13 protein-coding genes are annotated in these 12,896 nt (G+C 63.3%); all 13 read left to right on the top strand.

Annotated features, from left to right (window positions below; translation table 11 throughout):
* Positions 1-58: 58 nt before the first annotated feature.
* A complete protein-coding gene (locus AC1DUR_RS19355) occupies positions 59-424 on the top strand; it encodes a transposase (RefSeq protein WP_477720575.1) in 366 nt (121 codons plus the stop codon).
* Positions 388-1,245 carry an IS3 family transposase gene (locus tag AC1DUR_RS19360; RefSeq protein ID WP_477720598.1) on the top strand — a complete coding sequence of 286 codons (858 nt, stop codon included), beginning with the start codon at positions 388-390 and terminating at the stop codon, positions 1,243-1,245. Before AC1DUR_RS19355 ends, AC1DUR_RS19360 begins: the two co-directional genes overlap by 37 nt.
* A gap of 796 nt (positions 1,246-2,041) precedes the next feature.
* Positions 2,042-2,356 carry a hypothetical protein gene (locus AC1DUR_RS19365; RefSeq protein ID WP_477721954.1) on the top strand — a complete coding sequence of 105 codons (315 nt, stop codon included), beginning with the start codon at positions 2,042-2,044 and terminating at the stop codon, positions 2,354-2,356.
* A 108-nt stretch (positions 2,357-2,464) separates the two neighbouring features.
* A complete protein-coding gene (locus AC1DUR_RS19370) occupies positions 2,465-2,890 on the top strand; it encodes a hypothetical protein (protein ID WP_477721955.1) in 426 nt (141 codons plus the stop codon).
* A gap of 213 nt (positions 2,891-3,103) precedes the next feature.
* Positions 3,104-3,481, top strand: coding sequence for a cupin domain-containing protein (locus tag AC1DUR_RS19375; protein WP_477721956.1), 378 nt, complete (start codon positions 3,104-3,106; stop codon positions 3,479-3,481).
* Between the two features lie 271 nt (positions 3,482-3,752).
* Positions 3,753-5,189, top strand: a complete 1,437-nt coding sequence (locus tag AC1DUR_RS19380; protein WP_477721957.1) for an NAD-dependent succinate-semialdehyde dehydrogenase — start codon at positions 3,753-3,755, stop codon at positions 5,187-5,189.
* 497 nt (positions 5,190-5,686) lie between these two features.
* The gene (locus AC1DUR_RS19385; protein WP_477721958.1) at positions 5,687-6,517 is read left to right on the top strand and encodes a phosphogluconate dehydrogenase C-terminal domain-containing protein; all 831 of its coding nucleotides are present in this window, start codon (positions 5,687-5,689) and stop codon (positions 6,515-6,517) included.
* A 93-nt stretch (positions 6,518-6,610) separates the two neighbouring features.
* Positions 6,611-7,606, top strand: a complete 996-nt coding sequence (locus tag AC1DUR_RS19390; protein ID WP_477721959.1) for a TRAP transporter substrate-binding protein — start codon at positions 6,611-6,613, stop codon at positions 7,604-7,606.
* A 24-nt stretch (positions 7,607-7,630) separates the two neighbouring features.
* Complete coding sequence (locus AC1DUR_RS19395; RefSeq protein ID WP_477721960.1) at positions 7,631-8,143, top strand: TRAP transporter small permease; 513 nt, start codon at positions 7,631-7,633, stop codon at positions 8,141-8,143.
* 82 nt (positions 8,144-8,225) lie between these two features.
* Positions 8,226-9,518, top strand: coding sequence for a TRAP transporter large permease (locus AC1DUR_RS19400; protein ID WP_477721961.1), 1,293 nt, complete (start codon positions 8,226-8,228; stop codon positions 9,516-9,518).
* A gap of 53 nt (positions 9,519-9,571) precedes the next feature.
* Entirely contained in the window at positions 9,572-11,020 is a 1,449-nt protein-coding gene (locus tag AC1DUR_RS19405) for an aldehyde dehydrogenase family protein (RefSeq protein ID WP_477721962.1), read from the top strand.
* 33 nt (positions 11,021-11,053) lie between these two features.
* On the top strand, positions 11,054-11,815 hold the full coding sequence (locus AC1DUR_RS19410; RefSeq protein ID WP_477721963.1) for an SDR family oxidoreductase: 762 nt from the start codon (positions 11,054-11,056) through the stop codon (positions 11,813-11,815).
* A gap of 11 nt (positions 11,816-11,826) precedes the next feature.
* Positions 11,827-12,891, top strand: coding sequence for a tartrate dehydrogenase (locus tag AC1DUR_RS19415; protein WP_477721964.1), 1,065 nt, complete (start codon positions 11,827-11,829; stop codon positions 12,889-12,891).
* Positions 12,892-12,896: the final 5 nt, after the last annotated feature.

Here is a 12,896-nt window from a genome sequence, read left to right on the forward strand (position 1 = left end):
GGAGCTTGGAGCTTGTCTCGTTTTAGTTGACACTCTTACCTAACGGAGAGAGTGGTCAATGGCAAAACGACAAGGGCCAGTAAAAATCAAGAACTACGGCGTTGAATTCAAGCTCAGAGCCGTTCAATTGAGCAACCAGCCGGGCGTGTTGGTGAAGGATGTGGCCGAGTCCTTGGACATTCATCCTTTCATGCTTTCGAAGTGGCGCAAGCAAGTGCGAGACGGCGAGTTGGCCGGAAGGGCGCCACCGATCGAGGCTGATGCGGTTGCGGAACTGCGTCGCCTGCGCGAGGTGGAGAAGCAGTTCAAGCGCCTGCAGATGGAGCACGATCTCTTAAAAAAAGCCATCCGGTTTGCCTCCGAACGAAAGGCGAAGTCTTTGCCTTCATCGCGGCAAACCGGCAAACTTGGCCCATCCAAATGATGTGCACCCTGTACAGGGTCACGCGTGCCGGCTTCTACGCCTGGCAGCAACGCCAGCCCAGTGCGAGATCGGGCGAGGATGCGCAGCTGCTGGAGCAAGTGCGAGCGGTGCACGAACGCAGCCGCGGCTTCTATGGCAGCCCGCGGGTCACCGGCCAACTTCGCCTGGATGGCGTTGCCGTGGGTCGCCGTCGAGTGGCAAGATTGATGCGCCTGGCCGGTTTGCAGGGCCGCAGCGCCCGGCTGTACCGGAACTCCAAGGTATTGCAGCGCGCCTTCTTCGCCAGCGTCCCCTACAGGCAGGATACAGCCCAAACGCAGGAGAGCAACCAGGTGTGGGTGGGTGATGTGACATACCTGAAGGTCGCCGGACAGTGGCGCTACATGGCCGCGGTGATGGATCGGCATTCGCGGCGCATTGTGGGCTGGAGTTTGAGCCATCGACGCGACGCGGCACTGACCATTCGGGCGCTGCTGCAGGCGGCGCGCAACCGCAACGCGGGGCCGGGCGTTCTGTTCCACAGCGATCGCGGCATTGAGTACGCCGCCTTTGAGTTCCGCAACCAACTCGCAAGGCTGGGAATGTTGCAGAGCATGAACCGAGCTGGCAAGATGAACGACAACGCGCACATGGAATCGTTCTTCCATTCGATGAAGACCGAGGAGCTGTATGGCAAGACATTTGACGACGAACAGCAACTGAGGAAGACCTTGAGCAGCTACATCGCCTTCTATAACCAGCAGCGACTGCATTCGTCGCTGCGCTACCTTCCCCCTGCCGCATTTGAAGTGCAGCAGGCCGAGCAAGCCTGTGTCAATTAAAGTGAAGCAAGTTCCCCCACAACAGCAGGAGGCGGCTTCGCCGCTCGTGTTCGTGGTCCGGTCATTTTTGCGTTAAGTCTCATGTCCGCTAACGCAAAGTGGAGATCACGACTACGACCGCTGCCAAGCGCGCATTGGTCGCTGCCCGCGGCAATTGTCATTTCGGCTCTGCTATTGCTTTTTGGCCAGCCTTGTAGAGAAGGCCCTTACTACGCCGAAGTCATTTGGGCAGTCCTGGCCGGCAGTTTGGTCATTTGGTCAAACCACCTTCGCGAGGCACCTGTCGAAAGTGGGAAAGCAGTCGCATGGGTCGCAGGTCGTTCTCTGAAGGACAGCTTGCTCCTTTTCTTGTGGTTCGTAGTGCTCGGCTTTCCACTTGCTGTCGCGACACCGACCTACCAGTGCTACACGGAACGTGCGAAGGCAAGCGAAGTACTGCTGGGGATATCGACCCTGAGGACCGAGGTTGAAGCACGAGCTCGTGCGAGTGGGAGCACAGTTGGCTCCGGGCGTGGTACTGTCCTTGTGCCTTCTGGTCGGGTTCGAGGCGGACACGTTTCAGACGACGGGGTTGTACTAGTCGTTGGCGAGGATCCTCCGGTTGCGTTCATCATGTCGCCCACTATTGACAACGGTTCTGTCACTTGGAAATGTCAAGGTTTTCCCCGCAAAGTTGTTCCAATGATGTGCCGTCAAGAATGAGACTTAACTTGTCGGTCAACACGGACGCCCAAGGGCGTCTGGCCGCTGCGCGGCCCACCTTGAGTGGGCGCCGGTTACCTTTACGTTAGACCGCATGACAAACCGCGAGATCACCACGCTCATGCATCGGCTGTTTCGTGGCGACATTGGGTCCGCGGACTACGTGCATCTGATGGTGGAAGAAAAATTAGATCGTGCGAGAGTAGACGCGCTCCTAGATCGCTACATTCCGGGTGACGAGGTTCTGATCTTTGTCGATCGGAATCACTGTGCCCCTTCGAACCGGGAGCGAGCCTTTGAATACATTGAAGAGTTCATGCAGCACGGGCGGGTGCGGATTGCCGACCCGAAGTTTCGCGGCCGCGTCATCATTGAGCCGCAGGGCGTCGGGGCGGGCAATGCGGTCTAACTGGGCAATCGACACGGACCCACACCTGCAGGAGGCGGCTTCGCCGCGAAGGGTGGTGGTCCGGTCATCTTCACGTTAGGCATCACAACGTCGAACCGTGGGGCAGTCATGAGAGATAGAACAATCGATGCAGTTGCGTCAACGATAGGTGTGGTGCTCTTGATTGCCATGGTGTCGGCTGCTGCATTCCTGTTCTCTTCGGACCATCACTTCTGGGTCACAGCTATCGCCGGATACTTGTTTACTGTTCCGTTCGCCATCTCAGCATGGAGCGGTTCTCTCTGGAAACGCAACTCGGCGGACGTACCTTCGCCGCCCTCATGGCAAGATTGGGTAGGCATGTTCTTTGTCGGGCTGATAGTTAGCGCGTTCTTTGTCGCAATCGATGTTGCCGTGGTTCACCCCGGTTTCAGCCTCATCTTCACAATTGGGGCAGTGGCAATGACGTTCATTGCCTTGCCAGGTGCCGTCCGTGCATGGGTTTTGGAGCTACTCTCCAATCACTATGGCGTCCGCAGAAAACGTGATGCCTAACCCTTCCTTCAAGCGGACCTGCCTACGGCAGGCCGCTTAAGTCAAACGTTAGGCGTCATCAGCGCACACTACGACGCCGATTGCTTCCATTACTCGTTTCCGCTACAAAGAGATACCAGTCGCTGTTCTGCTGCGAAGGAAGCAACCAACTTATCCACCAGAGCAACGTGACGTTGGGCAAAAAAACGCTGAGAAACTCGCTAAGGAGAGAAAATGATCACCGGAAGCATAGTGGTAGTAAACCCCTCTGAGATGGAATGGACTGAAAGGCTACTGGAGCAAATCGGAAGACCGTTTCATGTCAAAAACCTACTTAACGAACCTGAAACCGGGATGAGTGTGACGCTATTGCGGTATCCGGCTGGACTGATGAACCCTCATCACAAACACCCTTGCGGTCACGGAATGTACGTCCTTGAGGGCAAGCTTGTAACTCACCGGGGTGAGTTCGGTCCGGGAACATTCGTTTGGTTTCCAGAGGGTGAAGCAATGGAGCATGGCGCATCTCCAGACGGAGACATGACTGCGCTGTTCATTACGAACAAGTCGTTTCGCATTGACTACATAACAGATCAAAGTCCAGGCCAATAGCCACTCCCCTCACCAGAGCCCGCGCCGAGAGTGACCCTATTGAACCGCCACTCAAATGACGCCTAACCCCTCGTATATGGACTCCCCCTCAACGGCAAGAGGTTGATCGATAGATGGGCTGTTGGGGAAGCGCCTGCAGTCGTATATCCGCATCTGTGGTGGGCTCTGTTGTGGCCCGTGCTGCGCGGGGCGCGCTGAGCAGGCCAAGCACGCTGCATCGAATTGCCAGACAATGACTGTCCCCCAGATACTTTGCCAGGACCCGAATCTCATGACCTACCCCAACACCCAATTGTTCATCGCCGGCCAGTGGCTGGATGCAGCCGATGGCCGCAGTCTGGCCGTCTTCAACCCGGCCACCGGAAAGGAAATCGGCCGCGTGGCCCACGCAGCCAAAGCCGACCTGGACCGTGCCCTGGCGGCCGCGCAGCAGGGGTTTGAAACCTGGCGCAAGGTTCCGGCGTTCGAGCGCAGCAAGATCATGCGCCGGGCGGCGGGCCTGATGCGCGAGCGCGCCGGCGAGATCGCGGCGGTTTTGACGCAGGAGCAGGGCAAGCCCCTGGCCGAGGCCAAGGTCGAGGCCATGGCCTCGGCCGACATCATCGAGTGGTTTGCCGAGGAAGGCTTTCGCGTCTATGGCCGCGTCGTGCCGTCGCGCAACTTGGCCACGCGCCAGCTGGTGCTGAAGGACCCCGTCGGGCCGGTGGCCGCTTTCACCCCCTGGAACTTCCCGATCAACCAGGCCGTGCGCAAGCTGTCGGCCGCGCTGGCCACGGGTTGCTCGATCATCGTCAAGGCGCCGGAGGAAACGCCGGCCGGACCGGCCGCGCTGATCCAGGCCTTTGCCGACGCGGGCATTCCGGCGGGCGTGATCGGCCTGGTGTACGGCAACCCGGCCGAAATCTCGGGCTACCTGATCCCGCACCCGGTGATCCGCAAAATCACCTTCACCGGTTCCACCCCGGTGGGCAAGCAGCTCGCGGCCCTGGCGGGCCAGCATATGAAGCGCGTGACGATGGAGCTGGGCGGCCACGCGCCCGTGATCGTGGCCGAAGACGCCGATGTCGAACTGGCGGTCAAGGCCGCCGGCGGCGCCAAGTTCCGCAACGCTGGGCAGGTGTGCATTTCGCCCACGCGCTTTCTGGTGCATGAAAGCATACGCAACGACTTTGCGGCGGCGCTGGTCAAGCACGCGCAAGGCCTCAAGGTCGGCGACGGCCTGGGCGAAGGCATCCAGATGGGGCCGCTGGCCAATCCGCGCCGGCTGACGGCCATGGCCGAGTTCACACAGGACGCGGTACAGCGCGGCGCCAAGGTGGCCGCAGGGGGCGAGCGCATCGGTGACCTGGGCAACTTCTGGGCGCCCACGGTGCTGACCGACGTGCCGCTGGACGCCAAGGTGTTCAACGACGAGCCCTTCGGCCCCATGGCGGCCATCCGCAGCTTCAACACGCTGGACGAAGCCATCGCCGAAGCCAACCGGCTGCCCTTTGGTCTGGCGGGCTACGCGTTCACGCGCTCGCTGAAGAATGCACACGCGCTGTCGCAGCACGTGGAGGTCGGCATGCTGTGGATCAACCAGCCTGCCGCGCCCTGGCCCGAGATGCCCTTTGGCGGCGTCAAGGATTCCGGCTACGGCTCCGAAGGCGGGCCGGAAGCTCTGGAGGCCTACCTGAACACGCGGGCCGTGTCGATCATGAACGTTTGAGCTCCACCGCGCCCCACACACTGACGTCTGTGGGGCGGCGCGGCTCACCGCCGCCCGGCACCGTAGCACTCATGGGTTCGCGCACATGCCAGAGCCATATTCATGCGGGCTGTGTGTGGGCGCTGACTTCAGTCCTGTCCTGGCTCCAATTTTCGGGTTCTCAGTGGATCACGCATAACAGCGCCTGAAGCTGACTCCTGCAGGGGATTTTTGCAAGCCAAAAATGCCTCTGGCCCGTAAACGACGGGCATGAGCAGCTATTAATCAATTGCATGGCCAATCCAACGGCCGCGCCACACCGGCGCGGCGTGCCTGCGCTCGCCCTTCCTGCGCAATGCAGCGTGCAACCCTGTCCAGACCCTTTTTCTAACGACCTAGGGTTAGTCCCATGTTGATGTGCTGATGTACTCATCATACCATCACACCTCCTTGGCGCTCTCCACCCGAAAGGGGGTGGGAAGGGGTGCTCCCACTCACTAACAGACTGGAGCTTGGTAATGAAGACAACAATCGCGCTGTTCGGCGCGGGCGGGAAAATGGGGGTTCGGCTGGCCAGGAACCTGCAGGGCTCGGACTACCGGGTGCGTCATGTCGAGGTTGGCACCGTTGGCCGGCAGCGTCTGAAGGACGAGCTGGGCCTTGAATGTGTCTCGGTCGATGCGGCGCTGGATGGCGCCCAGGTGGTGATCCTGGCCGTCCCCGACACCCTGATCGGCAAGGTCGCCGCCGAGATCTCGCCCAAACTGCTGCCCGGCACCATGGTGATCACGCTGGACGCCGCCGCGCCCTTTGCCGGCCACCTGCCGGACCGGCCGGACCTGGTCTACTTCGTCGCCCATCCCTGCCACCCGCCCATCTTCAACGACGAAAGCACGAGCGAAGCGCGGCGCGATTTTTTCGGTGGCGCGTATGCCAAGCAGTCCATCGTCAGCGCGCTGATGCAGGGCACGGACGCGGACTTCGCACTCGGCGAAGCGGTGGCCAAGGTGATCTACCAGCCCATCCTGCGCTCCTACCGCCTCACGGTCGAGCAGATGGCCTTGCTGGAGCCCGGCCTGTCCGAAACCGTCTGCGCCACGCTGCTCGACGTGATGCGCGAAGCGATGGACGAGGTGGTGGCGCGCGGCGTGCCCAAGGACGCTGCCCGCGACTTCCTGCTGGGCCACATGACCATTCTGGGCGCGGTGATCTTCAAGGAGATCCCGGGCCAGTTCTCCGATGCCTGCAACAAGGCGATTGCCTTCGGCAAGCCGCGCCTGATGCGCGACGACTGGAAAAAAGTCTTCGACCACGACGAGATTGCTGACAGCATCCGCCGCATCACCTGAGTTTTCGCGTTCCCCGCCCGGCCGACGCCGCCACAGAAGCGGCGCGGCTGCGTTCCTTCGGTTTCCCCTTGCAAACCTCTCATGGAGACAAACATGACCTCACGTTCCCGCTCATCCCTCCTTTCCCGCGCGGTACTCGCCGCCTCCGCCCTCCTGATGGGCCTCGCCGGCACCGCCGGCGCCCAGACCATTCTGAAGATCGGCTACACGCCGCCCAAGGACTCGCACTACGGCGTGGGCGCGACGGCGTTCTGCGACGAGGTGGAGAAGGGCACGCAAGGCCGCTACAAGTGCCAGCACTTCCCGTCCTCGGCTCTCGGTGGCGAACGCGAGATGATCGAATCGGTGCAGCTCGGCACCCAGGATATGGTCAACACTTCCACGGGTCCGCTCGGCAATTTCGTGCCCGAGGTCAAGGTCGTGGACATCCCCTTCCTGTTCCGCGACTACGACCATGCGCGCAAGGTCATGGACGGCCCGATCGGCCAGGACCTGCTGAAGAAGATGCCGGACAAGGGGCTGATCGGCCTGGCCTGGACGGAAAACGGCTTTCGCCACATGACCAACAACAAGCGGGCCATCAACACCGCCGACGACGCCCGCGGCCTCAAGGTGCGCACCATGGAGAACAAGGTGCACATGGAGGGCTACAAGACCTTTGGCCTCTTGCCGACACCGATGGCTTTTCCTGAGCTCTTCGGCGCCCTGCAGCAGGGCACGGTCGACGGCCAGGAGAATCCGATCCCGGTAATCCTGTCGTCGAAGTTTTCCCAGGTGCAAAAACACCTGTCGCTGACGGCCCATGTCTATTCGCCCGCGGCCCTGCTCCTCTCGACCAAGGTCTGGAGCAAGCTGTCGGACGCCGACAAGAAGCTCTTCGTCGAGGCCGCGCAAAAGGCGGCCATCACCCAGCGCAAGAGGGTCAATGACGACGAGCACATGGGCATTGCGCAGCTGCGCAAAGATGGCATGCAGGTGATCGAGAAGGTCGACGGCGACAGCTTCCGCAAGGCGGTCGCCACGGCCTATCCGCAGTTCGCCAAGGAATTCGGCGCCGACAAGATCGCCGCGATCCAGGCCGTCAAGTAAGTGCACATCCGCCAGGAGCTGGGCATGGATACTTTTGAACGCTGGCTGCTGGCGGGCAACCGCTGGGTGCTGATCGTGCTGCTGGCGGTGATGGCGCTGATCATCTTCGCCAATGTGGGGCTGCGCTACCTCACCAACGAGTCCATCGAGTGGGCCGAAGAGGTCGCGCGCCACCTGATGATCTGGCTGACCTTTCTGGGCGCCGGGCCGGTGCTGCGTTACGGCGGGCACATCGCGGTGGACAACCTGCAGGACAGCCTGCCGCGCGGACTGGCCGTGGCGCTGCGCTGCGTGATTGCGCTGCTGCTGCTCGGCTTTTTTGCCTTCATGGTCTGGTACGGCTGGCTCTACCTGCAGCGCGCCCAGTTCCAGACCACGGCAGCCACCCAGATATCCTTTGCCTGGATATACGCGGCCATGCCGATCGGCGGGGTGCTGCTGATCGCGCACTGGCTGCTGGTCGTGCGCGGCTATATGCGTGAGCGTGTCTTCGCCTCGGACGCGCACTTTGACGCCAACGCGAGTGCATCGTTATGAGCGCCGCGCAGAACCGCTTCAAGCAAGCTCGCGCCCCCTTGGGGGGTAGCGCAGTACACATAGTGACAAGCGTGGGGGCCTTATGAGCGCAAGCCTCATCCTGTTGATTAGTGCCTGCGCCTACCTGGCTGTCGGGGTGCCGGTGGCCTTCGCGCTGGGCTTGTCGACCTTGACCTCGCTGCTGCTGGGCGGCGACTACCCGTTGTTTGTGCTGCTCAAGGAAACCTTCACCGGCATCGACAGCTTCCCGCTGATGGCGGTGCCGTTTTTCATCCTCGCGGCCGAACTCATGAGCGGCGGCTCGCTCACCGAAGTGCTGCTGCGCTTTGCCAGCCAGTTCGTCGGCCACAAGCGTGGTGGCCTGGGCTACACCAACGTGGTCGGTCTGACTTTCTTTTCAGGCATCTCCGGCTCGGCGCTGGCCGATGCCGCCGGCCCTGGCTCGATGATGATCAAGATGATGGACAAGGCCGGCTACGACCGCGCCTACGCCGCGGCGCTGACGGCGGCCACCGCCATCGTCGGGCCCATCATCCCGCCGTCCATCATCATGATCATCTACGCGCTGCAGGACGAAAGCGTGTCGGTGGGCGCGCTGTTCGCGGCCGGGCTGTTGCCGGGCCTGCTGATCGCGGTCGGCATGTGCATCGTCAACTGGCGCGTGTCAACGGCGCGTAACTACCGCGGTGACGGCGAGCATCCGGGCTGGCGCGAAATCGTCGGCACCAGCGTGAAGGCGCTGCCGGCGTTGCTGCTGCCGGTGTTGATCCTGGGCGGCATGCGCGCCGGCTGGTTCACGCCGACTGAGGCGTCGGTGGTGGCGGTCTTCTACGCGCTGGTCTGCGGCAAGTGGGTGTACCGTACGCTGGAGTGGAAGGCGCTGCCCAATATCCTGGAGCGCTCGGCGTTGTTGACGGCCTCGGTGCTGATCATCATCGGCCTGTCGGCGGCCTTCGCCTGGGTGCTGACCATCGAAGGGCTGCCGCAGACGCTGGCCGAATGGATGATCGCGCAGCACTTCACGCCCACCGTTTTCCTGATCGTGGTCAACGTCTTCCTGCTGCTGTTTGGCATCTTCATTGAGCCGCTGCCCGGCGTCATGGTGCTGGTGCCGATCCTGGCGCCGGTGGCGCTCAAGCTGGGCGTGGACCCGGTGCACTTCGCCATGATCGTGATCTACAACCTGACGCTGGGCATGATCACGCCGCCGGTGGGCGGGCTGCTGTTCGTGACCTCCAACGTCTCGCGGGTGCCGCTGGCCGCGCTGGTGCGCGAACTCAAACCCTTCCTCGTCGCCCACGCCGCCATCCTGGTTGTCATCACCTTCATCCCGGCACTGAGCACCTGGCTGCCGCGCGCGATGGGCTTCAAATAAACCGCCTTTTCCCCCTTCTTCCCCTCCATCCGATCTCAAATCAAAGGAAAGAAATGAACCCGCTTGCACCCCAGCGCAACCTGATCAATGGCGAGCATTGCGCCGCTGTTTCGGGGCTGGCCATCGCCGTGCTCGACCCGTCAACCGGCGAGGACTTCACCACCTTGCCGCGCAGCGACGCGCGCGACATCGACGCCGCCGTGGCGGCTGCACGCGCCGCCTTCCGCGGCGCCTGGGGTCGCACCACGGCCACTGAGCGCGGCCGCATCATGATGCGTCTGTCGGCGCTGATCCTGCAGCACCACACCGCGCTGTCGGAGTTGGAGTGCCGCGACACCGGCAAGCCCATCCAGCAGGCGCAGGCCGACATCACGGCCTGTGCGCGCTACTTTGAGTATTACGGCGGTGCGGCCGACAAGCTGCACGGCGAAATGATTCCGTATGCACAGGGCACGACCGTGATGGCCGCGCGGGTGCCGCATGGCGTCACCGGCCACATCATTCCGTGGAACTACCCGGCGCAGATCTTCGGCCGCTCGGTCGGCGGCGCACTGGCCGCGGGCAATGCCTGCGTCGTGAAGCCGGCTGAAGATGCCTGCCTGACACCGCTGCGCATCGCCGCGCTGGGCCTGGAGGCTGGCCTGCCCGCTGGCGCGCTGAACATCGTCTGCGGCCTCGGTATCGAAGCCGGTGCGGCGCTCGCCAGCCATACCGGCATCAACCATATTTCCTTCACCGGCTCACCGCAGACCGGCACCGCCGTTGCGCAGGCGGCCGCCGTCAACCATGTGCCGGTGACGCTGGAGCTCGGCGGCAAGTCGCCGCAGATCCTGTTCGCCGATGCCGACCTGGAGCAGGCGCTGCCGGTGGTGGTCAATGCAATCGTGCAGAACGCCGGCCAGACCTGTGCCGCCGGCAGCCGGGTGCTGATAGACCGCGCCATTCATGCGCAGGTCATGGCGCTGCTGAAGGAACGTTTCGAGGCGCTGTCTACCGGCCCCGGCCTGCAGGGCCTTGACTGCGGCCCGCTGATCAACCGCAAGCAGCTGGAGCGTGTGCAAACCATGGTCGAGGCGGCGCGTGGCGACGGCGTGCGGGTGGCGGCGCGCGCACGGCTTGCGCCTGGCGCGTCTTCAGGCGGCTTCTTCTTTCCGCCCATGCTGCTCGATGACGTTCCGGCCGCGCACACGATTGCGCAGTCGGAGGTCTTTGGCCCGGTGCTGGCGGCCATGACGTTTGACGGCGAAGACGAAGCGGTCGACATCGCCAACGGCACGCCCTTTGGCCTGACGGCCGCGGTGTGGACGCGCGACGGCGCGCGCCAGCTGCGCGTCGCGCACCGCATCGAGGCCGGTCAGGTCTTCATCAACAACTACGGCGCGGGTGGCGGCATCGAGCTGCCCTTCGGCGGCATGAAACATTCGGGCTATGGCCGCGAGAAGGCCTTCGAGGGCCTGCGCGGTTTCACGACCATCAAGACCATTGCCATCAAGCACGGCTGAACTTTTCAAGCTAATCATTCAGGAGACAGAGACATGAAGAAACTTCAGGACCGCGTCGCCATCATCACCGGCGCCGGCGGCGGATTTGGCGAAGGCATTGCGAAGCATTTCGCCGAACTCGGTGCCAAGGTGGTCGTGGCCGACCTGCGCGCCGAGGCGGCGCAGCAGGTCGCCGCTGCCATCGAGGCGGGCGGCGGCCAGGCGATGGCGGTGCACGTCGACGTGACGCAGGATGCGTCGGTCGCCGACATGGTGGCCGCCGCGGTCAAGCGCTTCGGCCGCCTGGACATCCTCGTCAACAACGCCGGCACCACGCACAAGAACCAGCCCATGCTGGAGACCGACGAGAAAACTTTCGACCGCGTCTATGCGACCAACGTGAAAAGCATTTACCTCGGCGCGCGCCATGCGGTGCCGCAGTTTCGCCAACAGGGCGGTGGCGTCATCATCAACATCGCCTCCACCGCCGGCCTGCGCCCGCGCCCGGGCCTGAGCTGGTACGCCGGCACCAAAGGCGCGGCCATCACGCTGACCAAGGCCATGGCGGTCGAGCTCGCGCCGGACAAGATCCGCGTCAACGCCATCAACCCGGTGATGGGCGAGACCGGCCTGCTGGCCGACTTCCTGCCCGGCGAGGACAGCGAGGAAGTGCGCCGCAAGATCATCGCGACGATCCCGCTCGGTCGCCTGAGCAAGCCGATCGACATCGCCAAGGCGACCGCTTTTCTGGCCAGCGACGAAGCCGACTTCATCACCGGTGTGGCGCTCGAAGTCGACGGCGGCCGCTGCATCTGAAGCCGCTGAAGATGAAGACCTACCGCATCGGCGTGATTCCCGGCGACGGCATAGGCCGCGAGGTCGTGCCCGAGGGCCTGCGGGTGCTCGAGGCCGTTGCGGCGCGCTTCGGTTTCGGCATTGAGCAGCAATGCTTCGACTGGAGCTGCGAGACCTACAAGGCCACCGGCCGCATGATGCCGGACGATGGCCTGGCGCGCCTGCGCGACCACGACGCGCTGTACCTCGGCGCGGTCGGCTTTCCCGGCGTGCCGGACCATGTCTCGGCCTGGGGCCTGCTGATCCCGATCCGCCGCGCGTTTGAGCAGTACGTGAACCTGCGGCCGGTGCGCCTGATGCCCGGCATGACACCCGCGGTGCGCGACCGCGAGCAGCCGATCGACTTCTGGGTCGTGCGCGAAAACAGCGAAGGCGAGTACTCGCAGATCGGTGGCCGGCAGAATGCCGGCACCGAGCACGAGATCGTGGTGCAGCAGTCGGTCTTCACGCGCCGCGCGACAGACCGCATCATGCGTTACGCCTTCGAGCTGGCGCGCCGCAGCGGCAAGCTGCACGTGACCTCGGCCACCAAGTCGAACGGCCTGTTTTATTCGATGCCGTTCTGGGACGAACGTTTTGCCGCGATCCGGGCGGAGTACCCCGACGTGCGCGCCGACCAGGACCACATCGATATCCTGACCGCGCGTTTCGTCATGACGCCCGAGCGCTTCGGCGTGGTGGTGGCCAGCAACCTGTTTGGCGACATCCTGTCCGACCTCGGCCCTGGTGTCACTGGCACCATAGGCATCGCACCGTCGGGCAACATCAACCCCGAGCGAACCTACCCCTCGCTGTTCGAGCCGGTGCACGGCTCGGCGCCCGACATCGCTGGCCGCGGCATCGCCAACCCGATCGGCCAGATCTGGTCGGCCGCGATGATGCTGGACCACCTGGGCGAGGTCGAAGCCGGCCAAATGATTGTCAGAACGATAGAAAAAGTACTGGGCACGGCGAGCACACCGCGCACGCCCGACCTCGGCGGCCGCGCCACGACCCGCGAGCTCGGTGACGCCATCGTGCAGGCGCTGCCGAATTGAAGGAG

The sequence above is a fragment of the Polaromonas sp. P4_F4 genome (assembly GCF_056401355.1).

Bases quoted from the DNA above. Each gene is read 5' to 3' on its own strand.
- AC1DUR_RS19355 (WP_477720575.1), top strand. From the start codon at position 59: ATGGCAAAACGACAAGGGCCAGTAAAAATCAAGAACTACGGCGTTGAA.
- AC1DUR_RS19365 (WP_477721954.1), top strand. From the start codon at position 2,042: ATGACAAACCGCGAGATCACCACGCTCATGCATCGGCTGTTTCGTGGC.
- AC1DUR_RS19370 (WP_477721955.1), top strand. From the start codon at position 2,465: ATGAGAGATAGAACAATCGATGCAGTTGCGTCAACGATAGGTGTGGTG.
- AC1DUR_RS19375 (WP_477721956.1), top strand. From the start codon at position 3,104: ATGATCACCGGAAGCATAGTGGTAGTAAACCCCTCTGAGATGGAATGG.
- AC1DUR_RS19380 (WP_477721957.1), top strand. From the start codon at position 3,753: ATGACCTACCCCAACACCCAATTGTTCATCGCCGGCCAGTGGCTGGAT.
- AC1DUR_RS19385 (WP_477721958.1), top strand. From the start codon at position 5,687: ATGAAGACAACAATCGCGCTGTTCGGCGCGGGCGGGAAAATGGGGGTT.
- AC1DUR_RS19390 (WP_477721959.1), top strand. From the start codon at position 6,611: ATGACCTCACGTTCCCGCTCATCCCTCCTTTCCCGCGCGGTACTCGCC.
- AC1DUR_RS19395 (WP_477721960.1), top strand. From the start codon at position 7,631: ATGGATACTTTTGAACGCTGGCTGCTGGCGGGCAACCGCTGGGTGCTG.
- AC1DUR_RS19400 (WP_477721961.1), top strand. From the start codon at position 8,226: ATGAGCGCAAGCCTCATCCTGTTGATTAGTGCCTGCGCCTACCTGGCT.
- AC1DUR_RS19405 (WP_477721962.1), top strand. From the start codon at position 9,572: ATGAACCCGCTTGCACCCCAGCGCAACCTGATCAATGGCGAGCATTGC.
- AC1DUR_RS19410 (WP_477721963.1), top strand. From the start codon at position 11,054: ATGAAGAAACTTCAGGACCGCGTCGCCATCATCACCGGCGCCGGCGGC.
- AC1DUR_RS19415 (WP_477721964.1), top strand. From the start codon at position 11,827: ATGAAGACCTACCGCATCGGCGTGATTCCCGGCGACGGCATAGGCCGC.